At 72.3% G+C, this 23,770-nt stretch carries 20 protein-coding genes; 15 read left to right on the forward strand and 5 right to left on the reverse strand.

Features of this window, described 5'->3' with window-relative positions; genetic code table 11:
* Positions 1–34: 34 nt before the first annotated feature.
* Positions 35–850, reverse strand: coding sequence for an IclR family transcriptional regulator (locus AB0I49_RS30695; protein ID WP_363230396.1), 816 nt, complete (start codon positions 848–850; stop codon positions 35–37).
* Positions 851–983: 133 nt separating this feature from the next.
* Between AB0I49_RS30695 and AB0I49_RS30700 the strand changes: the two genes are divergently transcribed.
* The 3 genes from AB0I49_RS30700 to AB0I49_RS30710 are packed head-to-tail and all read left to right on the forward strand — an operon-like array spanning position 984 to position 4,605.
* A complete protein-coding gene (locus AB0I49_RS30700) occupies positions 984–1,934 on the forward strand; it encodes a DUF1177 domain-containing protein (RefSeq protein ID WP_363230397.1) in 951 nt (316 codons plus the stop codon).
* Positions 1,934–3,298: a cytosine permease gene (locus AB0I49_RS30705; protein ID WP_363230398.1), complete on the forward strand. Its 1,365-nt coding sequence runs from the start codon at positions 1,934–1,936 to the stop codon at positions 3,296–3,298. Before AB0I49_RS30700 ends, AB0I49_RS30705 begins: the two co-directional genes overlap by 1 nt.
* On the forward strand, positions 3,295–4,605 hold the full coding sequence (locus AB0I49_RS30710) for a M20/M25/M40 family metallo-hydrolase (RefSeq protein WP_363230399.1): 1,311 nt from the start codon (positions 3,295–3,297) through the stop codon (positions 4,603–4,605). Before AB0I49_RS30705 ends, AB0I49_RS30710 begins: the two co-directional genes overlap by 4 nt.
* A 105-nt stretch (positions 4,606–4,710) precedes the next feature.
* Here AB0I49_RS30710 and AB0I49_RS30715 read toward each other — a convergent pair whose 3' ends face one another.
* Entirely contained in the window at positions 4,711–5,418 is a 708-nt protein-coding gene (locus AB0I49_RS30715; RefSeq protein ID WP_363230400.1) for a FadR/GntR family transcriptional regulator, read from the reverse strand.
* 188 nt (positions 5,419–5,606) lie between these two features.
* Between AB0I49_RS30715 and AB0I49_RS30720 the strand changes: the two genes are divergently transcribed.
* From AB0I49_RS30720 to AB0I49_RS30770, 11 genes are all read left to right on the forward strand, one after another.
* Positions 5,607–6,680: a sugar ABC transporter substrate-binding protein gene (locus AB0I49_RS30720; protein WP_363230401.1), complete on the forward strand. Its 1,074-nt coding sequence runs from the start codon at positions 5,607–5,609 to the stop codon at positions 6,678–6,680.
* Positions 6,677–8,185: a sugar ABC transporter ATP-binding protein gene (locus AB0I49_RS30725; RefSeq protein WP_363230402.1), complete on the forward strand. Its 1,509-nt coding sequence runs from the start codon at positions 6,677–6,679 to the stop codon at positions 8,183–8,185. Before AB0I49_RS30720 ends, AB0I49_RS30725 begins: the two co-directional genes overlap by 4 nt.
* A 79-nt stretch (positions 8,186–8,264) precedes the next feature.
* Positions 8,265–9,221: an ABC transporter permease gene (locus AB0I49_RS30730; RefSeq protein ID WP_363230440.1), complete on the forward strand. Its 957-nt coding sequence runs from the start codon at positions 8,265–8,267 to the stop codon at positions 9,219–9,221.
* Between the two features lie 85 nt (positions 9,222–9,306).
* Positions 9,307–10,671: an L-fuconate dehydratase gene (locus AB0I49_RS30735; protein ID WP_363230403.1), complete on the forward strand. Its 1,365-nt coding sequence runs from the start codon at positions 9,307–9,309 to the stop codon at positions 10,669–10,671.
* On the forward strand, positions 10,668–11,423 hold the full coding sequence (locus tag AB0I49_RS30740) for an SDR family oxidoreductase (RefSeq protein ID WP_363230404.1): 756 nt from the start codon (positions 10,668–10,670) through the stop codon (positions 11,421–11,423). The genes AB0I49_RS30735 and AB0I49_RS30740 overlap by 4 nt, the downstream gene beginning before the upstream one ends.
* Positions 11,420–12,409 carry an aldo/keto reductase gene (locus AB0I49_RS30745; RefSeq protein ID WP_363230405.1) on the forward strand — a complete coding sequence of 330 codons (990 nt, stop codon included), beginning with the start codon at positions 11,420–11,422 and terminating at the stop codon, positions 12,407–12,409. Before AB0I49_RS30740 ends, AB0I49_RS30745 begins: the two co-directional genes overlap by 4 nt.
* 100 nt (positions 12,410–12,509) lie before the next feature.
* Positions 12,510–12,821: an L-rhamnose mutarotase gene (locus AB0I49_RS30750; protein WP_363230406.1), complete on the forward strand. Its 312-nt coding sequence runs from the start codon at positions 12,510–12,512 to the stop codon at positions 12,819–12,821.
* Positions 12,822–12,825: 4 nt separating this feature from the next.
* Entirely contained in the window at positions 12,826–13,713 is an 888-nt protein-coding gene (locus tag AB0I49_RS30755; RefSeq protein WP_363230407.1) for an amidohydrolase family protein, read from the forward strand.
* 351 nt (positions 13,714–14,064) lie between these two features.
* On the forward strand, positions 14,065–15,474 hold the full coding sequence (locus tag AB0I49_RS30760; RefSeq protein ID WP_363230441.1) for an SDR family NAD(P)-dependent oxidoreductase: 1,410 nt from the start codon (positions 14,065–14,067) through the stop codon (positions 15,472–15,474).
* Between the two features lie 147 nt (positions 15,475–15,621).
* Positions 15,622–16,266 (forward strand): helix-turn-helix domain-containing protein, encoded by a 645-nt coding sequence (locus AB0I49_RS30765; protein WP_363230408.1) that lies wholly within the window; start codon positions 15,622–15,624, stop codon positions 16,264–16,266.
* Positions 16,267–16,293: 27 nt separating this feature from the next.
* Positions 16,294–17,022: an SRPBCC domain-containing protein gene (locus AB0I49_RS30770; RefSeq protein WP_363230409.1), complete on the forward strand. Its 729-nt coding sequence runs from the start codon at positions 16,294–16,296 to the stop codon at positions 17,020–17,022.
* Positions 17,023–17,049: 27 nt separating this feature from the next.
* On the opposite strand, the gene AB0I49_RS30775 is transcribed toward AB0I49_RS30770, so the two are convergent.
* Positions 17,050–18,639, reverse strand: a complete 1,590-nt coding sequence (locus AB0I49_RS30775; RefSeq protein WP_363230410.1) for a SulP family inorganic anion transporter — start codon at positions 18,637–18,639, stop codon at positions 17,050–17,052.
* Between the two features lie 107 nt (positions 18,640–18,746).
* Between AB0I49_RS30775 and AB0I49_RS30780 the strand changes: the two genes are divergently transcribed.
* Positions 18,747–19,151 carry a MerR family transcriptional regulator gene (locus tag AB0I49_RS30780; RefSeq protein ID WP_363230411.1) on the forward strand — a complete coding sequence of 135 codons (405 nt, stop codon included), beginning with the start codon at positions 18,747–18,749 and terminating at the stop codon, positions 19,149–19,151.
* A 639-nt stretch (positions 19,152–19,790) separates the two neighbouring features.
* Here AB0I49_RS30780 and alaS read toward each other — a convergent pair.
* Positions 19,791–22,445, reverse strand: a complete 2,655-nt coding sequence (gene alaS / locus AB0I49_RS30785; RefSeq protein WP_363230412.1) for an alanine--tRNA ligase — start codon at positions 22,443–22,445, stop codon at positions 19,791–19,793.
* Between the two features lie 29 nt (positions 22,446–22,474).
* Positions 22,475–23,590 carry a tRNA (adenosine(37)-N6)-threonylcarbamoyltransferase complex transferase subunit TsaD gene (tsaD, locus tag AB0I49_RS30790; RefSeq protein ID WP_363230413.1) on the reverse strand — a complete coding sequence of 372 codons (1,116 nt, stop codon included), beginning with the start codon at positions 23,588–23,590 and terminating at the stop codon, positions 22,475–22,477.
* Between the last annotated feature and the right edge of the window lie 180 nt (positions 23,591–23,770).

Consider the following 23,770-nt stretch of genomic DNA (forward strand, 5'->3'; position numbering starts at 1 on the left):
TGGTGCTCCTCTTCGAATCGTCTTGGGGGGAGGGTCAGTTCTGCGGGCGGCGCGCCGACCGCTGCGGGGGAGTCGTGAGCCGCTTCTCCAGCGTGTGCGCCGCCCGGCGCAGCGTGTCGAGGCGGTCCTCGGGACCGTCGGGGAAGCGCTCCTCGGCGCCGCCCAGGCTGAGGCTGCCGTACGGTTCCCGGCCCAGGAACAGGGGGACGGCGAGGGTGGCCACCCCCGCGTCGTACTCGCCGACCGTCCAGGCGTGCCCCCGCGCCCGTACCTGCCGGAACTCCTCCTCCAGCCGGCCCGGGTCGGTCTGGGTGCGCTCCGTGAACCGCGCCATCGGGCGGTCGCGGAACAGCCGGTGGCGCTGGTCGTCGGGGAGGAAGGCGTAGAAGGACTTGCTGGTGGCCCCGGCGTGCGCCGGGTACAGCTCGCCGACCAGCGGGTAGTAGCGCAGCGGCCCGGACTCGCCCTCGACGGCCGCGACGCAGCGCATATGGAAGCTGTCCGGCACGCACAGCAGCACCGTGTCGCCGGTCTCGCGGCACAGCTCCTCCAGCACCGGCCGGGCCAGCAGCTCCAGCGTCCCCGACCGCTCCCACAGCCGTCCGAGCCGCAGCACGGCCGGGCCGATCCGGTACCGCCGGGTGGCCGGGTCCGAGACCAGGAAGCCGCGCCCGGCCAGCGTCGCCAGCAGCCGCTGCGCGACCGAGGTGTCCCAGCCGAACTCCTCGGCGACCTCGGTCACCCCCCAGTCCGGGCGGGTCCGCTCGAAGGCGAGCAGGACTAGCAGCGCCCGGTCGACGGTCTGGAGCAGGCCGGGCGGGGTCCGGCGGTCCGCGTGGTGGTCGGTCATCGCCGGGGCACCCCCCTTGGGTATCTCACCATGCAGACCTCGATTGCAGATAACGGGAAACTCTTGCGTTCAACGCTATCCCACCTCAATCTGCTGGGAACACCCCCGCCCGGAACAGTGAAAGAAGCGGCTGATGTTGAAGTATGTGCTGGATGTCGTGGACCTCCTGGACGACCCCGCGGCCTCCGGCAAGCACGTCGTGGACTACCTCGACACCGTCGCCGGCCCCGAAGGCTCGGGCGCGCAGGTCACCACCGTCCAGGGCGAGCGGGGCTCCACCGACTTCGTGCTCGTCCGCATCCCCGGCACCGCCGGCCGCAGCGGCGGCGGCAGCGCCCGCACCCTCGGCGTCGTCGGCCGGCTCGGCGGCGTCGGCGCCCGCCCGGAGGTCACCGGCATGGTCTCCGACGCCGACGGCGCCGCCTCGGCCATCGCCGCCGCCGCCAAACTCCTCGACATGCGGCGCCGCGGCGACACCCTGCCCGGCGACGTGATCGTGGCCACCCACATCTGCCCCAGCGCGCCCACCGAGCCGCACGACCCGGTGCCCTTCATGGGCTCGCCCGTCGACATCGCGACCATGAACCGGCACGAGGTCACGGACGAGATGGACGCGGTCCTGTCCATCGACACCACCAAGGGCAACCGCATCATCAACCACCGGGGCCTCGCGCTGTCGCCCACCGTCAAGGAGGGCTGGGTGCTGCGCGTCGCCGACCAGCTCGGCGAGCTGCTGGCCGTCGTCTCCGGTGAGCCCCTGGTCACATATCCCGTGACGACCCAGGACATCACGCCGTACGGTAATGGTGTACACCACATCAATTCGATTCTGCAGCCCGCCACGGCCACCGCCGCCCCCGTCGTGGGGCTCGCGATCACCTCGGCCGCCGCCGTCCCGGGCTGCGCCACCGGCGCCAGCCACGAGAGCGACATCGCCACCGCCGCCCGGTACGCGATCGAGGTCGCCAAGGCGTACGGCGACGGGCGGCTGGACTTCCACGACGAGGTGGAGTTCGACAACCTCGTGGGCCGCTACGGGTCCCTCGCACACCTCCAGACCCTCGGCAGAGCACAGGAGTCCTGATGGCAGTCACCGAAACGAAGGCGGTGGGCAGCGACGACTACGCGCTGTCCCGCGTCCCGCGCACCGAGCGATTCGGCTTCTGGACCATGCTCCTCCAGTGGCTGGGCCAGTCCGGCTCGCTCTCCCAGTTCACCCTGGGCGCCACCATCGGCGTCGGCATGACCTTCGGCAAGGCGTTCCTCGCCTTCACGCTCGGCGCGGTCATCCTCGAAATCGTGATCTTCGCCATCGGTCTGGCCGGCATGCGCGAGGGCCTGGCCACCCCGCTGCTCACCCGCTGGATCGGCTTCGGCCGCAACGGCTCCGCGCTGGTCAGCCTCGTCATCGCGGTCAGCCTGGTCGGCTGGTTCGGCGTGCAGAACACGATCTTCGGCAACAGCGTCGCCGCCCTGGTCGGCGGCCCGTCCGCGCTGTGGTGCGCGGTCGCCGGCGTCGCCATCACCGCCCTGGTGATCTTCGGCTTCAAATACATGGCGCTGCTCGCGAAGATCGCCACCCCGCTCTTCTTCGCGCTGATCGCCTGGTCCGTCACCACCACGCTCATGCACCACTCGGTCTCCGAGCTGATCAGCGCCCCGCCGCCGGGCGAGCACCTGCCGCTCGCGGTCGCCGCCACCGCCATCGCCGGCGGCTATATGACCGGCGCGATCGTCGCCCCCGAGATGACGCGCTACAACAAGAAGGGCTCGCACGTCTTCGTGCAGAGCGCCTCCTCCATGATCCTCTCCGAGTACATCGTCGGCATGATCGGCGTGCTCCTCGGCCATCTGGTCAAGAGCAGCGACGTCACCCACATCGTGCTCTCCACCTCCGGCGCGGTCGGCGCGATCGTGGTCATCCTCTCCACCGCGAAGATCAACGACTGGAACCTGTACGGCTCCTCGCTCGGCATCGTCAACTTCTTCCAGGTCGTCTTCGGCAAGCGGCTGCACCGCGGCGTCGTCACCGTCGGACTCGGCATCGTCGGCACCGTGCTCTCGGCGATCGGGGTCATGGAGCACTTCACCGAGTTCCTCTCCACGCTCGGCGTCGCGATCCCGCCCATCGGCGGCATCATCGTGGCCGAGTACTGGGTGGTGCGGCGGATGCGCAAGCCCCTGGACGCCACCCGCGACGCCGAGACGCTGCCCGCGTCCGCGCCCACCTGGGTGCCGATGTCCCTGGTGATCTGGGCCGCCGCGTTCTGCGTCGGCAAGTTCGTCACCGCCGGCATCCCCGCGCTGAACTCCCTGCTCACCGCCTTCGTCCTGTACTGCGTACTCGGCGGCCTCGGCTGGATCAAGAGCTACGGCACCTCCACCCTGGACGACGGGGACACCAGCCTTCCCGACGCCCGCGAAGCAACCCCCATGGGAGCGGCATGAACACCACCGACACCCAGCACAGCCCCGCCGAGGAGGAGGTCGTCGACCTCTGCCGGGAGCTCATCCGGTTCGACACCTCCAACCCCACCAGCGACGAGCGCGCCTGCGCCGACTGGGTCCGCGGCAAGCTCGCCGAGGTCGGCATCGACTCCGAGCTGATCGAGAGCGCCCCCGGCCGGGCCAGCGTCATCGCCCGGATCGCGGGCAGCGACCCCGCGCGCGGCGCCCTCCTCGTCCACGGCCACCTCGACGTCGTACCGGCCGACGCCGCCGAGTGGCAGGTGCCGCCGTTCTCCGGCGAGATCCGCGACGGCTACCTGTGGGGGCGCGGCGCGATCGACATGAAGGACACCGTCGCGGTGATGCTCGCCACCGCCCGGCACTTCGCCCGTACGGACACGGTCCCCTCCCGCGACCTGGTGCTGGCCTTCCTCGCGGACGAGGAGGCCGGCGGCAAGTTCGGCGGCCACTGGCTGGTCGAGCACCGGCCCGAGCTGTTCGAGGGCGTCACCGAGGCGATCGGCGAGGGCGGCGGTTTCTCCTTCGCCATCGACGACGACCGCCGCCTCTACCCGATCGAGAACGCGCAGCGCGGCATGGCCTGGATGGAGCTCACCGCGAGCGGCCGGGCCGGGCACGGCTCCTCGCCCAACGACGAGAACGCCGTCACCGACCTCGCCGAGTCCCTCACCCGCATCGGCCGCCACACCTTCCCCATCCGTTTGATCGAGCCGGTCCGTGAGCTGCTCGCCGAGGCCGCCCGCCTCTACGGCGTCGACTTCGACGAGGACGACATCGAGGGCAGCCTCGCCAAGCTCGGCCCGGTCGCCGACTTCATGCAGGTCGTGCTCCGCAACTCGGCCAACCCCACCATGTTCCAGGCCGGCTACCAGACCAATGTGATCCCCGGCAAGGCCACCGCGCGCGTCGACGGCCGCTTCCTGCCCGGCCATGAGCAGGAGCTGATCGACACCATCGACGAGCTGCTGCTGCCCTCGGTGAGCCGGGAGTGGGTCAACCACGACATCGGCATGGAGACCCCCTTCGAGGGGCCCCTGGTCGACGCGATGTGCGCGGCCGTACGCGCCGAGGACCCGGACGGCCACCCCGTGCCGTACTGCAACCCGGGCGGCACGGACGCGAAGGCGTTCAGCAAGCTCGGCATCCGCTGCTTCGGCTTCAAGGGCCTCAAGCTGCCGCATGACCTCGATTACGGCCGTCTCTTCCACGGCGTGGACGAGCGGGTCCCGCTGGAGGGCCTGCGATTCGGAGTCCGCGTCATGTCGCGGCTCTGGCAGACCTGCTGACGACCCGTAATATTCGGTAACACCCCAAGACCGCACGCCCCCGCGCCTACTCCTCCGCGGGGGCGTCGCGCTTGCCCGGGCCCGCCGCCCGGCCCGTGGCAACGCTCAGGCCATCGGGTCCAGTTGGGCGCGCAGCCACTCCTCCACCTCGCCGACGTGCGCCGCCGCGGCCACCCGCGCCGCCTCCGGATCGCGGTCCGCCAGCGCCCGGTGGATACGGGCGTGCTCCTTGCGCGTACGGTCGTACGCGCCCTCCTGCTGGTAGCCGCGCCACACGCGGGCCCGGAAGGTACGGGAGGAGAGGCCCTCCACGATCGCGGCCAGCGAGTCGTTGCCCGCCGCCAGGCAGATCGCCCGGTGGAAGGCCAGGTCCGCGGCGAGGATCTCCTCCGGGTCGTCGGTGGCGTTCATCGCCTGGAGGTGCTCCGCCACGGCGGCTAGCTGCTCGTCGGTTATCCGGGCCGCGGCGAGCGCGGTCGCCGTGGACTCCAGGATGCGCCGCACCGCCATCAGCTCCACCAGCCGCGGGCCGCGGGAGATCTGCGCGACGACCCCGAAGGTCTCCAGCAGGTCGCCGGTCTCCAGCCGGGTGACGTAGATCCCCGAGCCGTGCCGGGCCTGGAGCACGCCGAGGACGGTCAGCGCGCGGATCGCCTCCCGCATCGAGGAGCGGGAGATGCCCAACTGAACCGCCAAGTCGCGCTCGGTGGGCAGCCGCTGCCCGGCCTCCAGCCGGCCGTCCGCGATCATCGCCTTGATCTGCTCGATCGCGCGCTGCGTCACTGTCCCCTTGGGGGGTGTGATGTCCTCCATGGTTCCCCTCCCGGCGTCCGTGTCGCGGCAGTCTACCCACGCAAGTGATCGGACCAATACTCCTTCAAGTCGCGGAAATCGCCGTACGAGGGGTGTTGTGCTGGCCAAGAGGTCTGATAAATATTCGGCGCGGCCGGTCCCGGCAACCGGCCCGCGACCCAGCGCCGTCCTTGGTGAGGAGCCGTCAGATGACCGGTAGGCAGGCGAGGTTGAGCACGCGGGCCGTGCGCGCGATGGCGGCGGCGGCCTGCGCCGCGCTGGCGCTCACGGCATGCGGCAGCACGAAGGACACCGCGTCCGGCGGGGGCGGCAAGGGCGGCGACGGCAAGGTCGGAGTGATCGTGCCGCTGCTGACCTCGCCGTTCTGGCAGTCCTACAACGACTACGTGCCCAAGATGGCCAAGGCCGAGGGCGTCGACGCGCTGGGGACCGTCAACTCCAACAGCGACTCCGCCCAGCAGATCACCGACATCAACAACCAGCTCAACCAGGGCGTGCGCGGCCTCGTCGTCGCCCCCCTCGACAGCGCCGCCATCGCCGCCGGACTCGACCAGGCCGACCGCAAGGGCGTCCCCGTCGTCGCCGTCGACGTCGCCCCGGAGAAGGGCAAGGTCGCCATGGTCGTACGCGCCGACAATGTCGCCTACGGGACGCGGGCCTGCGAATACCTCGGCAAGCAGCAGCCCTCCGGCAAGGTCGTGCAGATCATGGGCGACCTCGCCTCGGTCAACGGCCGGGAGCGCTCCGAGGCGTTCCGCACCTGCATGAAGCAGAAGTACCCCCAGGTCAAGGTGTTGGAGATCCCCGCCAAATGGGAGTCCGACACCGCCGCCTCCAAGCTCGACACCCTGCTCAACGCCAACCCCGACATCAAGGGGATCTATATGCAGGCGGGCGGCGTCTACCTCGCCCCCACCCTCCAGACCCTCAAGAGCAAGGGCATGCTCAAGAAGGCCGGGCAGAGCGGCCACATCACCATCGTCTCCAACGACGGCATCCCGCAGGAGTTCGACGCGATCCGCAAGGGCGAGATCGACGCCACCCTCTCCCAGCCCGCCGACGCCTACGCCAAGTACGGCATGTACTACATCAAGGCCGCCATGGCCGGTAAGACCTTCAAGCCCGGCCCCACCGACCACGGCTCCACGATCGTCGAGCTGCCCAGCGGCGTCCTGGAGGACCAACTGCCCACCCCGCTGGTCACCAAGGCCAACGTGGACGACAAGAAGCTGTGGGGCAACACAGTGAACACGGCGAAATGAGCACCGACACCGCCCCGCGCCCCCTCGTCGAGGCCGCCGGCATCACCAAGCGCTACGGACCCACCGTCGCCCTGCGCGACGGCCGGCTGACCGTACTGCCCGGCGAATCACACGCCCTGGTCGGCCGCAATGGCGCTGGAAAGTCCACCCTCGTATCCATCCTCACCGGACTCCAGCCGCCCGACGAGGGGACCATCGCCTTCGACGGCGAGAGTGCGCCGCCGCTCTCCGACCGCGACGCCTGGCGCGCCAAGGTGGCCTGCGTCTACCAGAAGCCCACCGTCGTGCCCGAACTCACCGTCGCCGAGAACCTCTTCATCAACCGCCAGCCGACCCGACGCTCCGTCATCGACTGGCGCAGGCTCCGCACCGAGGCCGCCGCCCTGCTCGACGCCTGGGACGTCCGCGTGGACCCCGACGCCCGCACCGCCGACCTTAAGGTCGAGGACCGGCAGATGGTCGAGATCGCCCGCGCCCTGTCCTTCGGCGCCCGCTTCATCGTCCTCGACGAACCCACCGCCCAGCTCGACAACCGCGAGATCGAACGGCTCTTCACCCGCATGCGGGCCCTCCAGGCGTCCGGGGTGACCTTCCTGTTCATCTCGCACCACCTCCAAGAGGTCTACGAGGTCTGCCAGACCGTCACCGTGCTCCGCGACGCCCGCTGGATCACCACCGCCCCCGTCGCCGACCTCCCGCGCGCCGCCCTCGTCGAGGCCATGGCCGGGGAGTCCGCACCCGCCGCCCGCAGCACCGCCGCCCGCACCGCCGCCGAGGACGCGCCCGTACGCCTGGCGGTGCGCCGGCTGACCGGCGAGGCGTACGAAGCCGTGGACCTCACCCTCCGCGAGGGCGAGGTCGTCGGGCTCGCGGGCAGCAGCACCAGCGGCAAGATCCAGCTCGCCGAATCCCTCGCCGGACTCCGCAAACCGGCCTCCGGAACAGCCGAACTCGACGGCGTACCGCTGCCGTTCGGCGACGTGCCCGCGACCCTCAAGGCCGGCGTCGGCTGCGTGCCGCGCGACCGCCACGAACAGGGCCTCGTCTACGGCATGACCATCGGCGACAACGCCACCATGAGCGTCCCCGACCGCCTCGGCCGGTACGGCTTCGTCTCCACCGCACGCAAGCGGTCCCTCGCCCAGGCCCTCGTCCGCCGCCTCGACATCCACGCCGAAGGCCCCGACCAGCCGGTCTCCGACCTCTCCGGCGGCAACGCGCAGAAAGTCGTGATGGCCCGCGCCCTGGCCGGCGACCCCCGGCTGCTCATCCTCATCAACCCCACCGCGGGCGTGGACGTCAAGTCCAAGGAATCGCTGCTCGCCCGTGCGGACAGCGCCAGCGAGGACGGCACCGCCGTGCTCGTCGTCTCCGACGAGATCGACGACCTGCGCCGCTGCGACCGGGTCCTGGTGCTCTTCCACGGCCGCGTCGTCGCCGACCTGGCGGCCGGCTGGCACGAACACGAGCTGATCGCCTCGATCGAAGGAGTGGACCGTGGCTGACACCAAGGCCCCGTCGGCCTCGGACACCGGCCGGGACCGCGGCGCCGCCGAACGCGGCCGGACGGCCGGAAAATCCGTACTGCTGCGCAGAGCGCGGGAGTTGGCGCTCGTACCCGCCCTCATCCTGATGCTCGTGCTCGGCGCGCTGCTCAACGACTCGTTCCTCACCGAGCGGAACATCATCTCCATCCTCGGCGCGTCCGCCGCCCTCGCCATGGTGGTCCTCGCCGAATCGCTGGTCCTGATCACCGGCAAGTTCGACCTGTCCCTGGAGTCCGTCGTCGGCATCGCCCCCGCCCTCGGCGCGCTGCTCGTCCTGCCCGCCGCCCAGGCCGGATTCGGCACGCGATGGCCGACCGGCGCGGCGCTCCTCGCCATCGCCGTCGTCGGCGCGGCCATCGGCGCGTTCAACGGCGTCCTCGTCGTCAAGCTCCGCCTCAACGCCTTCATCGTCACCCTCGCCATGCTCATCGTGCTGCGCGGCCTGCTCGTCGGCGCGACCAAGGGCAAGACCCTCTTCGGCATGCCCGACGCCTTCTACACCCTGGCCACCAGCACCTTCGCGACCATCCCGCTCTCCGTCTGGCTGGCCGCCGGCTGCTTCGGCGCCGCCGGCTTCATGCTCAAGTACCACCGCTGGGGCCGCGCCCTGTACGCCATCGGCGGCAACCCCGACGCCGCGGCCGCCGCAGGCATCCGCGTCCAGCGGGTCATGCTCGGCGTCTACATCGTCGCCGGCGTCCTGGCCTCCGTGGGCGGGCTGATGCAGACCGGCTACGTCGGCGCGATCAACGCCAACCAGGGCCAGAACATGATCTTCACGGTCTTCGCGGCCGCGGTCATCGGCGGCATCAGCCTCGACGGCGGCAAGGGCACCATGTTCGGCGCCCTCACCGGCGTACTGCTGCTCGGCGTCGTACAGAACCTGCTGACCCTCGCCCAGGTGCCGTCCTTCTGGATCCAGGCCATCTACGGCGGCATCATCCTCATCGCCCTGATGATCGCCCGCGTGACCACCGGCAGGGCCCAGGACTGAATGCCCGTGTCCTACAGAGGCGACCCCGACTTCGAAGAGCCCGGCCGCCGGCGCCGGGCCTCCGCCCGAGCCTGAGAGGCCCACCGTGTCTTCAACTGTCCCGCGCGTCACCGCGCTCGACACGTACGACATCCGGTTCCCCACCTCGCGGGAGCTCGACGGCTCGGACGCGATGAACCCGGACCCCGACTACTCCGCCGCCTACCTGGTGCTCCGCACCGACGCGGCCGACGGCGCCGAGGGACACGGCTTCACCTTCACCATCGGCCGGGGCAACGACGTGCAGGTCGCCGCGATCGGCGCGCTCCGCGCCCACGTCGTCGGCCGGCCCCTCGCCGAACTGTGCGCCGACCCCGGCTCCCTCAGCCGCGACCTGACCGGCGACAGCCAACTCCGCTGGCTGGGGCCCGAGAAGGGGGTGATGCACATGGCCATCGGCGCCGTCGTCAACGCCGCCTGGGACCTCGCCGCCAAACGCGCCGGCCGCCCGCTGTGGAGACTGCTCGCCGACGCCGAACCCGAATGGCTCGTCTCCCAGATCGACTTCCGCTACATCGCCGACGCGCTCACCCCCGAGGAAGCCCTCGGCCTCCTGCGGCGCGGCCGGGACGGCGCCGCCGAACGGATCCAGCGGCTCCTCGCCCGCGGCTACCCCGGCTACACCACCTCGCCCGGCTGGCTCGGCTACGGCGACGAGAAGCTCACCCGCCTCGCCCGGCAAGCCGTCGCCGACGGTTTCACCCAGATCAAGCTCAAGGTCGGCGCGGACCTCGACGACGACATCCGGCGGATGCGCACCGCGCGCGCCGCCGTCGGCCCCGGCATCCGCATCGCCATCGACGCCAACCAGCGCTGGAACGTCCACGAGGCCATCGACTGGACCAACGCCCTCGCGGAGTTCGACCCCTACTGGATCGAGGAGCCCACCAGCCCCGACGACGTGCTCGGCCACGCCGCCGTCCGCCGAGCCGTCGCCCCCGTGAAGGTCGCCACCGGCGAGCACGTACAGAACCGGATCGTCTTCAAGCAGCTGCTCCAGGCCGACGCGCTCGACGTCGTCCAGATCGACGCGGCCCGCGTCGGCGGCGTCAACGAGAACCTCGCCATCCTGCTGCTCGCCGCCAAATACGGCGTCCCCGTCTGCCCGCACGCGGGCGGCGTCGGACTGTGCGAGCTCGTGCAGCACCTGTCGATGTTCGACTACGTGGCGCTCTCCGGCACGACCGACGACCGCGCCATCGAGTACGTCGGCCACCTCCACGAGCACTTCACGCAGCCCGTACGCATCCGCGACGGGCACTACGAAGCGCCGCTCGCCCCCGGCTTCTCGGCCGCCATGCGGCCCGAGTCCATCGCCGAATACACCTACCCGGACGGCGACTTCTGGGTCGCCGACCGCGCCGCCCGAGGGCCGAACGGCACAGACGGATCAGAAGGAGCAGCGGCATGACGGGACTTCAGGGACTCAACGCCCTTGTCACCGGCGGAGGTTCGGGTATCGGGCTGGCAACGGCCCGGCTGCTCGCGGAGCGCGGCGCCAGCGTCGCGGTGCTCGACCTCGACCCCGAAGCGGCCGGGAAGCCGCTGCTGGGCTACGCGGCCGACGTCGGCGACGACGCGTCCGTACGCGCGGCGGTCCAGGCGGCCACCGCCGACCTCGGCGGCCTCGACATCCTGGTCAACAACGCCGGCATCGGCGCCGCCGGCACCGTCGCCGACAACGGCGACGAGGAATGGCGCCGCGTCCTCGACGTCAATGTCATGGGCGTCGTCCGCACCAGCCGGGCCGCCCTTCCCCACCTGCGGCGCTCCGCGCACGCCGCGATCGTCAACACCTGCTCCATCGCCGCCACCGCCGGACTCCCGCAACGCGCCCTGTACTCGGCGAGCAAGGGCGCCGTCCTCTCGCTGACCCTCGCCATGGCCGCCGACCACGTCCGCGAGGGCATCCGGGTCAACTGCGTCAACCCCGGCACCGCCGACACCCCCTGGGTCGGCCGGCTGCTCGACGCGGCCGACGACCCCGAGGCCGAACGGGCCGCGCTGAACGCCCGTCAGCCGATGGGCCGTCTGGTGACGGCCGGTGAAGTGGCCGCCGCCATAGCCTACTTGGCGAGCCCTGCCGCCGCCTCCGTCACCGGCACGGCCCTCGCCGTCGACGGCGGAATGCAAGGCCTGCGACTGCGCCCGGCCGAGCGGTGAGGACCATACGGCTCGGCCGCGGCACGGTCCCCGTCACCGAACTGTCCTTCGGCGCCGCCGGCATCGGCAACCTCTACACCCCCGTGAGCGACGCCGACGCCAGGGCGGCCGTGGACGCGGCCTGGAACGCGGGCCTGCGCTACTTCGACACCGCGCCGCACTACGGCCTCGGCCTCTCCGAACGCCGCCTCGGCGCCGCCCTGCGCGAGAGGCCGCGCGCCGAGTACACCGTGTCCACCAAGGTCGGACGGCTGCTGGAGGCGGACCCCGCGGCGGTCGGCGAGGACACCGCGGGCGGCTTCGCCGTGCCCGCCACCCACCGCCGGATCTGGGACTTCAGCGCGGACGGCGTGCTGCGCGGCATCGAGGCGAGCCTCGCCCGGCTCGGCCTGGACCGCGTCGACGTCGTCTACCTGCACGACCCCGACGACCACCTGGAACAGGCCCTCGACCACGGTTACCCGGCCCTGGAACGGCTCCGCGCCGAAGGCGTCGTCGGCGCGATCGGCGCGGGCATGAACCACGCCGCGCCGCTCGCCCGCTTCCTGCGCGACACCGACGTCGACGCCGTGCTGCTCGCCGGCCGCTACACCCTCCTCGACCAGAGCGGCCTGACGGAACTCCTCCCCGAGGCGGCGGCGCGCGGCAAGAGCGTGGTCGTCGGCGGGGTCTTCAACTCCGGGCTGCTCGCCGACCCGCGCCCCGGCGCCCGGTACGACTACGAGCGAGCGCCCCGGCCCGTGCTGGAACGGGCGCTGGCCGCGCGGAGGGTGGCCGAGCGGCACGGCATACCGCTGCGGGCGGCGGCCCTGCACTTCCCGTTCGGCCACCCGGCCGTCGCGAGCGTCCTGGTCGGCGCCCGCTCGGCGAGCGAGGTCCGCGACGGCGCGGAACTGCTGCGGCGGCCGGTGCCCGCGGAGTTCTGGGCCGAACTGCGGGGGAGCGGGCTGCTGCCGGAGAGGGCGCCGGTGCCGACGGGACGCTGAACGCCCCGCGCCGAGCCCGCCGCCCCGCGCCCGTACCGCCCCGTACATACGCCCGTACGCCCGTACCGTTTCTTCGACCGACCCAGGAGCTGGAACTGCCATGAGGATCGCCCTGCACACCACGGTCCGCCCCGAGCGGATCGAGGAGTACGAGGCGGCGCACCGCGACGTGCCCGCCGAACTGGTCGCCGCCATCCGGGCCGCCGGAGCCGCCTCGTGGACCATCTGGCGCAGCGGCACCGACCTCTTCCACCTCATCGAGTGCCCCGACTATCCGCGGATGCTCGCGGAGCTGGAGAAACTGCCGGTCAACGTCGCCTGGCAGACGCGGATGGGCGAACTGCTGGAGAGCGCCCACGACTACTCGCCGGACGGAGCCGCCGCCGGGCTGCCCGTCGTATGGGAACTGTGACGCCGTGACGACAGAGCGCACGGACCGGAGCGCCGCGCCCCCGACCGGGATCGTGGACGCCCACCACCACGTCTGGGACCTGGCCGTACGGGACCAGGACTGGATCACCGTGCCCCGGATGGCACCGCTGCGGAGGAACTTCGCCCCGGCCGACCTCCGCGCGGAGGCGGTGGCCGCCGGGGTCACCGCGAGCGTGGTCGTCCAGACGGTCACGGTGGCCGAGGAGACGCCTGAGCTGCTCGCGCTCGCCGCGGAGGACGAGCTGATCGCCGGGGTCGTCGGCTGGACCGATCTCACCGCACCCGGCGTCGCCGACGCCCTCGCCGCCCTGCGCGAGCTGCCCGGCGGCGAGCGGCTGGCGGCCGTCCGCCACCAGGTCCAGGGCGAGGCGGACCCGGAATGGCTGCTCCGCCCCGACGTGCGGCGCGGGCTGGCGGCGGTCGCCGCGGCCGGTCTCGCGTACGACCTCGTCGTCCTCGACCACCAGCTGCCCGCCGCCCGCGCCGCCGCCGCGGCCCTGCCACAGCTCACCTTCGTCCTCGACCACCTGGGCAAACCGCCCATCGCCGCCGGGGAGCTCCGGCCCTGGTCGGACGCCGTACGCGCGCTCGCCGCGCTGCCCAACACCGTCTGCAAGCTCTCCGGCCTGGTCACCGAGGCCGACTGGGCGACCTGGACGGTGGACGGCCTGCGCCCGTACGCCGACACCGTGCTCGACGCCTTCGGCCCCGACCGGCTGATGTTCGGCTCCGACTGGCCGGTCTGCCGCCTCGCCGCCTCGTACGCCGAGGTCCTGGCCGCCGCGCGCGAGCTGACGGGCGGCCTCGACCCGGCCGAGCGGGCGGCGGTCTTCGCGGGGACGGCGGTACGGACGTACGGCCTGGGCCGGTGAGGCTGGGCCGCAGCCGGGCCGAAAACGTCAAGTAAAGTTCTGCTGAGAGTTGAACAGAGCTGAGGCTCGAATCAGAGCAGACGGACAGAGTGGGAAACGGCACCGGCGATGACGGTCACTGAAGAGAACAGGGCCGGTCAGGCGGCCGAGCACCCGGCAGGGGCGGGACAGCCCGCGATCCCCGCCCAGGGCGGCGAACCGACGCCGGGAGGCCGCACGGAGGCCGGCGCGCCGGGCGCGGAGGCCCCCGGCGCCGACATCAACGCCCCCGGCATCGACGCGGACACTTCGGGCATCGGCGCGGACGCCCCCGGTATCGACACCAACGCCCCCGGCATCGACGCGGAGCGTATGGCCGTCTGTCTGAGCGTTCTGGCGGAGCTCGACGAACTGCCCGTGGACCACCCCGACGCCATCGCCATCCGCCGCGCCACCTCCGGCATCTACCGCACGGTCAAGCAGCGCCGCCGCCAGGAGCGCCGGGCCGCGAAGACCGCCAACGACAAGGCCGTCACCGAGGCCACGGCCACCGGCGCCGCCGACCGCATCGACGACGAGACGCGCGGCATACCGCTCGCCGCCACCTCCTCCGCCGAGATCGTCGGCATCCTGGAGCGCCCGCGCTCCTGTTACATCTGCAAGACGCGCTATGTCGAGGTGGACGCCTTCTACCACCAGCTGTGCCGCGACTGCGCCGCGCAGAACCGGGCGCGCCGCGACGCCCGCGCCGACCTGACCGGGCGGCGCGCGCTGCTCACCGGCGGCCGGGCCAAGATCGGCATGTACATCGCGCTGCGGCTGCTGCGCGACGGCGCGCACACCACGATCACCACGCGGTTCCCGAACGACGCCATCCGGCGGTTCAAGGCGATGGAGGACAGCGGCGACTGGCTGCACCGCCTCAAGATCGTCGGCATCGATCTGCGCGACCCCGCGCAGGTCGTGGCGCTCGCCGACTCCGTGAGCGCGGACGGCCCGCTGGACATCCTGATCAACAACGCCGCGCAGACCGTACGGCGCTCCCCGCAGGCGTACCGCGAGCTGATCAACGCCGAGGCGGGCCCGCTGCCGGCGGGGGAGCTGCCGCGGTCCGTCGTCTTCGGGGCGTTCGGCAGCGGCGCGCAGCCCGAGCTGCCGGGCCCGGCCATCGCCGGCCACGACGCGCTGACCCCGCAGACCCTCACCGATCTGGCGCTGACCAGCGGCTCGGCGTCGCTCGCGCGGGTCGAGGCGGGGACCGCGATCGACGCGGGCGGGCTCGTACCGGACCTCGACGCGACGAACAGCTGGATCCAGCGGGTGAACGAGGTCGACCCGGTGGAGCTGCTCGAAGTGCAGCTGTGCAATGTGACGGCGCCGTTCGTGCTGGTGAGCCGGTTGCGCCCGGCGATGGCCGCGGCCGCGGCGCGCCGCAAGTACGTGGTGAACGTCTCCGCGATGGAGGGGCAGTTCAGCCGCGGCTACAAGGGCGCGGGCCACCCGCACACCAACATGGCCAAGGCCGCCCTGAACATGCTCACCCGCACCAGCGCCCAGGAGATGCTGGAGTCCGACGGCATCCTGATGACCGCCGTCGACACGGGCTGGATCACCGACGAGCGCCCGCACCCGGACAAGGTGCGGCTGGCGGCGGACGGTTTCCACGCCCCGCTGGACCTCGTCGACGGCGCGGCGCGGGTCTACGACCCGATCGTCCGCGGCGAGCAGGGCGAGGACCTGTACGGCTGCTTCCTCAAGGACTACGCGCCCGCCGCCTGGTGAGCGGCGGCCCTGCCGGGCGTACACACAACAGCGAGGGGCGGAGCCCACGACACCGGTCGAGTGTCGTGGGCTCCGCCCTTTTCCATCGGGTCTGCCGACAGGCAAAAGAGTCTGGACAAAAATAATTGTCGGTGAGAGGGTGGGGCCATGTTGGACGTGACAGTGATCGAGGACCCCGCCGCCGCCGAGATCTCGCTCGACCCGATACGGGCCCGGCTCCTCGCCGAGCTGGTCGAACCCGCCTCGGCCGCCATGCTGGCCGCGAAGGTGGGCCTGGCCCGGCAGAAGGTGAACTACCACCTCAAGGCGCTGGAGCGGCACGGTCTGATCGAGCTGTTCGGGGAGCGCAGGAAGGGCAGCGTCACGGAGCGGCTCATGCGGGCCACCGCCGCCTCGTACGTGATCTCCCCGCTCGCCCTCGCCGAGGTGCAGCCCGACCCCGCACGCTTCCGCGACCAGTTCTCCGCCCGCTGGCTGCTCGCCGTCGCCGCGCGCCTGGTGCGCGACGCGGGCGCGCTGATCACTGGGGCGGCGAAGTCCCGTAAGCGGCTCGCGACGTTCGCCCTGGACGGAGAGGTGCGGTTCGCCTCCGCCGCCGACCGGGCCGCGTTCGTCGAGGAACTGACGCGGGGCGTCAGCGCCCTGGTCGGCAAGTACCACAGCGAGTCGGCCGAAGGCGGGCGGGAGCACCGCCTCGTCATCGCCGTGCATCCGGCCGTCAAGGCGGAGGCCGCCGGGCCGCGGCCGACGCGCGAACCAACGGAAGCTCCATCAACAGCAGTCGAGAAGTGACCGACGCGAACCGCAGGAGACATCGCCATGGGTAAGGAATTCGAGATCGTCCGGGAGTTCGAGGTCCCGTCACCGCCCGAGGAGGTCTGGGAGGCGATCACCACCGGTACGGGCGGCTGGCTCTGGCCGATGGAGTACGAGCCGCGTACGGGCGGCGCCGCGCCCTTCGGCGGCACCGTCACCGCCTGGGACCCGCCGCACCGGCTGACCGCCCGGAGCGAGGGCGAGGTCGAGGGCGCGGAGAACCAGACGCTCAACCAGCTCGACCACGTCATCGAACCCCGCGAGAACGGTTCCTGGGTGCGCTACGTGCACAGCGGCATCTTCGTGGACGACTGGGACAACCAGTACGACGGCGCCAACCAGCACACCGATTTCTACCTGCACACCCTCCGGCAGTACCTGGCGCACTTCCCGGGACGTCGTGCCGCGTACGCCGCCGTCGACGGGCCGGCTGTCTCCAGCGCGCCGGGTTCCTTCGAGGCGGTGCGCCGGGGCCTGGGCCTGGCCGACGACGTGCCCGAGGGCGCGCGGGTCCGGGTGGAGCCGGCCGGGCTCGCACCGCTGGACGCCGTGGTCGACTACCGCGCCGCGCACTTCATCGGCCTGCGCACGGACGACGCCATGGTCCGTTTCTTCGGACGGGACGCTTTCGGGGCCCCGGTGGGCGTCGCCGTGCACGAGTTCGCCTCCGGCGCGGACCAGAAGGAGACCGAGCGGGCTTGGGGGGAGTGGCTCACGGGCCTGTTCGCCTGAGCGTGCGGCCCCTGCGGGGCGTACTGGTCAGTGGCCGGCGAGTTCGCCGCTGAGCTGTTCGTGGATACGGGCGCCGGCCTCGTTCAGGCCGGTGAACTCGACGCTCTTGCCGCGCTGCGCGTACTTGGCGGCGACGGCGTCCAGCGCGGACACGGAAGAGGCGTCCCAGATATGAGCGCCCGTCAGGTCGATGACGACCGAGTCCGGGTCGCCCGCGTAGTCGAACCGATCGACCACGTCGTTGGCCGACGCGAAGAAGAGCTCGCCGGTCACCGCGTACACGACCCGCCCGCCGTCGGGGTCGGCGACCGAGGTGACGCCGGTGGAGTGGGCGACCCGCTTGGCGAAGACCGCCATGGCGGCGAGCGTGCCCACGACGACGCCGATCGCGAGATTGTGCGTGGCGACCACGCAGGCGACCGTCACGACCATGACGGCGATCTCGCCGGCCGGCAGCCGCTTCAGGGTCTTCGGCGCGATGGAGTGCCAGTCGAAGGTGGCGACCGACACCATGACCATGACGGCCACCAGCGCGGCCATCGGGATGTCGGACACGATCGGCCCGAACACGATGCACAGGACCATGAGGAAGGCCCCGGCGAGGAAGGTGGACAGGCGGGTACGGGCGCCGGAGACCCGTACGTTGATCATCGTCTGGCCGATCATGGCGCAGCCGCCCATGCCGCCGAAGAAGCCCGTGACGATGTTGGCGACGCCCTGGCCGACGGACTCGCGGGTCTTGTCGGAACGGGTGTCGGTGATGTCGTCGACCAGCTTGGCCGTCATCAGCGACTCCATCAGCCCGACCAGCGCCATGGCGAGGGCGTAGGGGGCGATCGTCGTCAACGTGTCGAGGGTGAAGGGCACGTCGGGCAGGCCGGGCGCCGGCAGCGAGGAGGGCAGCGCGCCCTTGTCGCCGACCGTGGGCACGGCGATCCCCGCGGCCAGAGTAATGGCGGTGAGGATGGCGATGGAGACCAGCGGGGCCGGTACCGCCTTGGTGATCCGCGGGAAGAGCACCATCAGGGCCAGCCCGCCGATGACGAGCGGATAGACCGGCCACGGTACGTCCCGCAGCTCAGGCACCTGGGCCAGGAAGATCAGCACGGCCAGCGCGTTGACGAAGCCGACCATCACCGGGCGGGGCACGAACCGCATCAGCTTGGCGACGCCGAGCGCGCCGAGGACGATCTGGAGCACACCGGCGAGGATCACGGTCGCCACCAGGTAGCCGAACCCGTGCTCCCGGTTGACCGGGGCGATGACAAGGGCGACGGCGCCGGTCGCGGCGGAGATCATCGCCGGCCGGCCGCCGACGACGGAGATGGTGACGGCCATCGTGAACGAGGCGAACAGGCCGATGCTCGGATCGACCCCCGCGATGACGGAGAAGGAGATCGCCTCGGGGATCAGCGCCAGCGCCACCACCAGGCCGGCCAGCACCTCGGTGCGCAGGACCTTCGGCGACAGCCGGTACGTACGGGCGCCGCGCAGCCACGCGGTCGGGGACGGGACGGAAAGAGGCAAGGGGGAACCTGTCAGGGCGCGAAGGGTGCTGGGGATGGTGCCGGGCCGCCGGTCGGCGGGGGTGCCGTGCATCATGGACACGCGCGTCACACGGCGGCCCTCGGGCACCGGGAACTCTACCCTAACGTAAGGGTAGAGATCGGCGGGGGCGGCGTACGGCCGTGACGGCACCGGAACGAGAGGGCCAGGGGTAGGGCGTGGACGGCAAGCACATGCAGATCGGCGAGGTCGCCGAGCGGACCGAGCTGTCGCTCCGTACGATCCGGCACTACGAGGAGAGCGGGCTCGTCGTCCCCTCGGCCCGCTCCCAGGGCGGCTTCCGCCTCTACACCGAGGCCGATGTGGCTCGCCTCATGGTCATCCGCCGAATGAAGCCGCTCGGCTTCTCCCTGGAGGAAATGCGGGACCTGCTGTCCGCCACGGATCGCCTCGACTCCGGCGAGGACGTGACCGAGAGCGAGCGGGCCACGCTCCTGGAACGAGTGAGCGGCTTCGAACAGGCCGCCGGTGAGCGCGTCGCCAAGCTGCGTACGCAGTTGGCGCGAGCCGAGGAATTCGCCGCCACGCTGCGCGAGCGGCTCGCGCGAATGGCGGGCGGCTGACCACCGGGCCGCTTTGCGCAGTTCCCCGCGCCCCTACGGGCAGGGTCGCGCTGTGGTCGACCGGCTGCGGGTTGTGGTTGGTTGCTCGCGCAGTTCCTCGCGCCCCTGTCGGGCGGACTGAGCTCCGGTCGGTTGGCTGTCGGCCGTCGGTGGCTGATCGCGCAGTTCCCCGCGCCCCTGATGTGCGTGCTCGCGCTGCGGTGGTCGGCTGCCCGTCGTCGGTGGTTGCCCGCGCAGTTCCCCGCGCCCCTACGGGCGCGGTTTTGCTGCGGGTTGCAGGCGGCTGGTCGCACAGAGCATCGACGCGAGGCTACAACCCCACCGACGACCTGCGGCCGACCAACTGCAGCAGGGCCCACGCGCCTAAGGGGCGCGGGGAACTGCGCGCTCAGCCGCGGGCGGCCCGCAGGTGATCGACCGCGGCAGGGCCTACGGACCTTAGGGGCGCGGGGAACTGCGCGAGCGACCCTCCACGACCCGCAGGTGGTCAACTGGCGTGAGCGCCGTGGACCTCAGGGGCGCGGGGAACTGCGCGCTCAGCCACAGGTGGCCCGCAGGCGATCGACCGCGGCAGGGCCTACGGACCTTAGGGGCGCGGGGAACTGCGCGAGCAGTCGCCGCCCCGCGCGCAGCGGTTTGTCAGGGGCCGGTCAGCAGGCCCGGCAGGCCGTCCATGGCGGCACCCAGACGGTCCGACGGCAGGCCGCCCCCCTGGGCGGTCTCGTCGTTGCCGCCGCCGCGCCCGTCCAGGAGGCCCTTGACGAGAGCGGCGGCGGACAAGCCCGCGGCGCGGCCGGCCGCGTTCACGGCTACGACCACCACCGCCTTGCCGCCCGCCGTCGCCCCGACGGCGGCCACGCCGGGGCGCTCGCCCGGCAGTCGGTCGCGTACGGCCTGGGCCAAGGTACGGGCGTCGCCGCCGTCGCCGTCCGTGGTGGCGGTGACCATGAGCGTGCCGTGGACATCCCGAGCGGCGGCCGCCAACTCGGCGGCGCGGCCCAGCGCGGCCCGGCGGTGCAGGTCCTCGGCGCGCTGGTCGGCGGCCTTCAGCCGGTCGAGCAGCGAGGCGACCCGGTCGGGAAGCTGGGCGCGCGGGGCCTGGAGCTGCTCGGCGAGGCGGGCCACCAGGTCCCGTTCGCGGGCCAGGTAGCCGAAGCCCTCGACGCCCACGGCGGCCTCCAGGCGGCGCATCCCCGCGCCGACCGAGGACTCGCCGGTCAGCGCGATCAGCCCGACCTGCGAGGCGTGCTCGACATGCGTGCCGCCGCACAGTTCGCGCGACCACGCGCCGCCGATCTCGACGACCCGCACCCGCTCCCCGTACGTCTCGCCGAAGAGGGCGAGCGCCCCGAGCTCCTTGGCCTCGGGCAGGCTCATCCACTTCACGTCCACCGGCAGATCGCGCCGCAGCGCGCGATTGGCGGCCTCCTCCACCTCGCTGCGGGCGCTCGGGCCGAGCGCGCCGCGCCAGGGGAAGTCGAGCCGCAGCGATCCGGGCCGGTTGTACGAACCGGCTTGCAGCGCGGTCGGGCCGAGCACCTGGCGGAGCGCCGCGTGTAGCACGTGCGTACCGGAGTGCGCCTGCCGGGCGCCGAGCCGCCACTCCGGGTCGACGGCGGCCCGTACGGCGTCGCCGGTCGCCAACTCGCCCGCCGTGACCCGGATCTGATGGGCCACCAGCCCCGGCAGCGGCCGCTGCACGTCCAGCACCTCGGCCTCTGCCGACGCCCCGGTCAACAGCCCCGCGTCGCTCTCCTGACCGCCCGACTCCGCGTAGAACGGGGTGCGGTCCAGGACGACGGTGGCGATCTCGCCGGTGCGTACGACCGGCAGCGGGCCGTCCGCGCCCAGCACGGCCAGGACGCGGGAGTCCGTCTGCAGGGTCTCCCAGGCGCGCCAGTCGGTGGGGCCGTTCGCGTCGAGGACGGTGCGGAACGCCGAAGTGTCCGCGCTGACACCGGACTTGCGGGCCCGCGCGTCGGCACGGGCGCGCTCGCGCTGCTCGGTCATCAGCGCCGTGAACCCCTCGCGGTCCACCTCGACGCCCTGCTCCTCGGCCATCTCCAGCGTCAGTTCGACGGGGAAGCCGTAGGTGTCGTGCAGCAGGAACGCCTGCGCGCCCGGCAGCGAACGCCCGCCCGACTCCTTGACCTTGGCGACCGCCGCGTCCAGCACCGTCGTGCCCTGACGCAGCGTCGAACGGAACGCGTCCTCCTCCGCGTACGCCTGCTGGGCGATGCGGTCGAACTCCTCGGCGACCTCCGGGTAGCTCGGCGCCATGCAGTCGCGGGCCACCGGCAGCAGCTCCGGCAGCGCCGGGTCCTGGTAGCCCAGCAGCCGCACCGAGCGCACGGCCCGGCGCAGGATGCGCCGCAGCACGTACCCGCGGCCCTCGTTGCCGGGGGCCGTCCCGTCGCCGAGCAGCATCAGGGCGGTGCGCACATGGTCGGCGACGACCCGCAGCCGTACGTCCGCCTGCGCGTCGGCGCCGTAGCGGGAGCCGGTCAGCTCGGCCGCGCGGTCCAGCACGGGACGGGTCTCGTCGATCTCGTACAGGTTGTCGACGCCCTGGAGGAGGGTCGCCATCCGCTCCAGGCCCATGCCGGTGTCGATGTTGCGGCGGGGGAGTTCGCCGAGGATCGGGTAGCCGGACTTGCCGGCGCCCTCGCCGCGCTCGTACTGCATGAAGACGAGGTTCCAGAACTCCATGTACCGGTCCTCGTCCACGGCCGGCCCGCCCGCGCGCCCGAGCTCCGGGCCGCGGTCGTAGTACATCTCCGAGCAGGGGCCGCACGGGCCGGGCACGCCCATGGACCAGAAGTTGTCCTCGTCGCCGCGCTCGACGATCCGCTCCGGCGGCAGCCCCGCCACGCGCCGCCAGATCTCGGCGGCCTCCGCGTCGGAGTGGTGCACCGTCGCCCAGATGCGGTCCGGGTCGAGCCCGTAACCCCCCTCCGCCACCGGGGTGGTGGACAGCGCCCAGGCGAAGCCGATGGCCTCTTCCTTGAAGTAGTCGCCGAACGAGAAGTTGCCGTTCATCTGGAAGAAGGAGCCGTGCCGGGTGGTGCGGCCGACCTCCTCGATGTCCAGGGTCCGCACGCACTTCTGCACGCTCGTCGCCCGCGGCCACGGCGGCTGCGCCTCGCCCGCCAGATACGGCTTGAAGGGAACCATGCCCGCGTTGACGAAGAGCAGCGTCGGGTCCGGGGTGGGCAGCGGCGCGCTCGGGACCACGGTGTGACCCCGCTCGGCGAAGAAGTCGAGGAAGCGGCTGCGGATGTCGGCGGTACGCAAGTCGGGCTCCGAGGGGCTCGGGAGGGTGGTCAGGCGGCGCTGGTCGTACGGGCGGCACGTGCCGCCTTCGCCGCCTTCGCGGTCTTGGCCGTGCTGCTCACGGGGTGCAGCGCCGCGTACTCCAGCGGCGCCGACGGGTCGATGGACACGTCGAGCGGCGCGGGCTCGGCGCCCGCGCGCACCAGCAGGTCGCCGACCGCCGCGATCATCGCGCCGTTGTCGGTGCACAGCCGCAGCGGCGGCACCCGCAGGGTGATCCCGGCGGCCTCGCACCGCTGCTGGGCCAGTTCCCGTACGCGCGAGTTGGCGGCGACGCCGCCGACCACCACGAGGGTGTCCACGCCGTGGTCCCGGCAGGCGGCGACGGCCTTCTTGGTCAGCACGTCCGCGACCGCCTCCTGGAGCGAGGCCGCGCCGTCCTCGACGGGCAGCGGCTGTCCGCTCGCCCGGTGCTGCTCCGCCCAGCGGGCTGCCGCGGTCTTGAGACCGGAGAAGGAGAAGGCGTACTTGTCGTCGCGCGGCCCGGTCAGCGGGCGCGGGAAGGCGACGGCGCGCGGGTCGCCCGTACGGGCCGCCCGGTCGACGGCCGGCCCGCCCGGGTACGGCAGCCCGAAGACGCGCGCGACCTTGTCGAAGCACTCGCCGGCCGCGTCGTCGAGCGTGTCGCCGAGGTGGACGATCGGATCGCGGGCCAGGTCCCGTACGAGCAGCAGCGAGGTGTGGCCGCCGGAGACGATCAGCACCATGCAGGGGTCGGGCAGCGGGCCGTGCTCCAGGGTGTCGGCCGCCACATGGCCCGCGAGGTGGTGCACGCCGTACAGCGGGACCCCCAGCGAGTAGGCGAAGCCCTTGGCGGCGGCGACGCCGACCTGGAGCGCGCCGGACAGGCCGGGGCCGGTGGTGACGGCCACGGCGTCGATGTCGGCCATCTTCAGCCCCGCGTCGGCGAGGGCGGCCCGTACGACCGGGGCGGCCGCGTGCACATGGGCGCGCGCCGCGATCTCCGGGACGACGCCGCCGAACCGCGCGTGCTCGTCCATACTGGACGCGACGGCGTGGCCCAGCAGCACACCGTCCTGGACCAGACCGGCTCCGGTCTCGTCGCAGGACGACTCGATTCCCAGCACCACCGGTGAACGGCTCACGCCACTGCCTCCTGCCATTGATCTGTACCTGCGAATTGTACGCAACCGGAACTCTGGCCGGTCCCGGCCGCGACCAGCACGCCGCAGGTCAGTAGAGTTCCGTTGCCGCTCGTGCCGCCTGCGGTGGCACATGCTCTGACCTGCCCGTTCTCATACCTGTCCGTGGTCACTGCCGCACTC

The organism is Streptomyces sp. NPDC050617, assembly GCF_040654795.1.
Lineage (GTDB): Bacteria > Actinomycetota > Actinomycetes > Streptomycetales > Streptomycetaceae > Streptomyces.

Coding starts and splice junctions, on each gene's coding strand:
- AB0I49_RS30695 (WP_363230396.1), bottom strand. CDS start 850: ATGACCGACCACCACGCGGACCGCCGGACCCCGCCCGGCCTGCTCCAG.
- AB0I49_RS30700 (WP_363230397.1), top strand. CDS start 984: ATGTTGAAGTATGTGCTGGATGTCGTGGACCTCCTGGACGACCCCGCG.
- AB0I49_RS30705 (WP_363230398.1), top strand. CDS start 1,934: ATGGCAGTCACCGAAACGAAGGCGGTGGGCAGCGACGACTACGCGCTG.
- AB0I49_RS30710 (WP_363230399.1), top strand. CDS start 3,295: ATGAACACCACCGACACCCAGCACAGCCCCGCCGAGGAGGAGGTCGTC.
- AB0I49_RS30715 (WP_363230400.1), bottom strand. CDS start 5,418: ATGGAGGACATCACACCCCCCAAGGGGACAGTGACGCAGCGCGCGATC.
- AB0I49_RS30720 (WP_363230401.1), top strand. CDS start 5,607: ATGACCGGTAGGCAGGCGAGGTTGAGCACGCGGGCCGTGCGCGCGATG.
- AB0I49_RS30725 (WP_363230402.1), top strand. CDS start 6,677: ATGAGCACCGACACCGCCCCGCGCCCCCTCGTCGAGGCCGCCGGCATC.
- AB0I49_RS30740 (WP_363230404.1), top strand. CDS start 10,668: ATGACGGGACTTCAGGGACTCAACGCCCTTGTCACCGGCGGAGGTTCG.
- AB0I49_RS30750 (WP_363230406.1), top strand. CDS start 12,510: ATGAGGATCGCCCTGCACACCACGGTCCGCCCCGAGCGGATCGAGGAG.
- AB0I49_RS30760 (WP_363230441.1), top strand. CDS start 14,065: ATGGCCGTCTGTCTGAGCGTTCTGGCGGAGCTCGACGAACTGCCCGTG.
- AB0I49_RS30765 (WP_363230408.1), top strand. CDS start 15,622: ATGTTGGACGTGACAGTGATCGAGGACCCCGCCGCCGCCGAGATCTCG.
- AB0I49_RS30770 (WP_363230409.1), top strand. CDS start 16,294: ATGGGTAAGGAATTCGAGATCGTCCGGGAGTTCGAGGTCCCGTCACCG.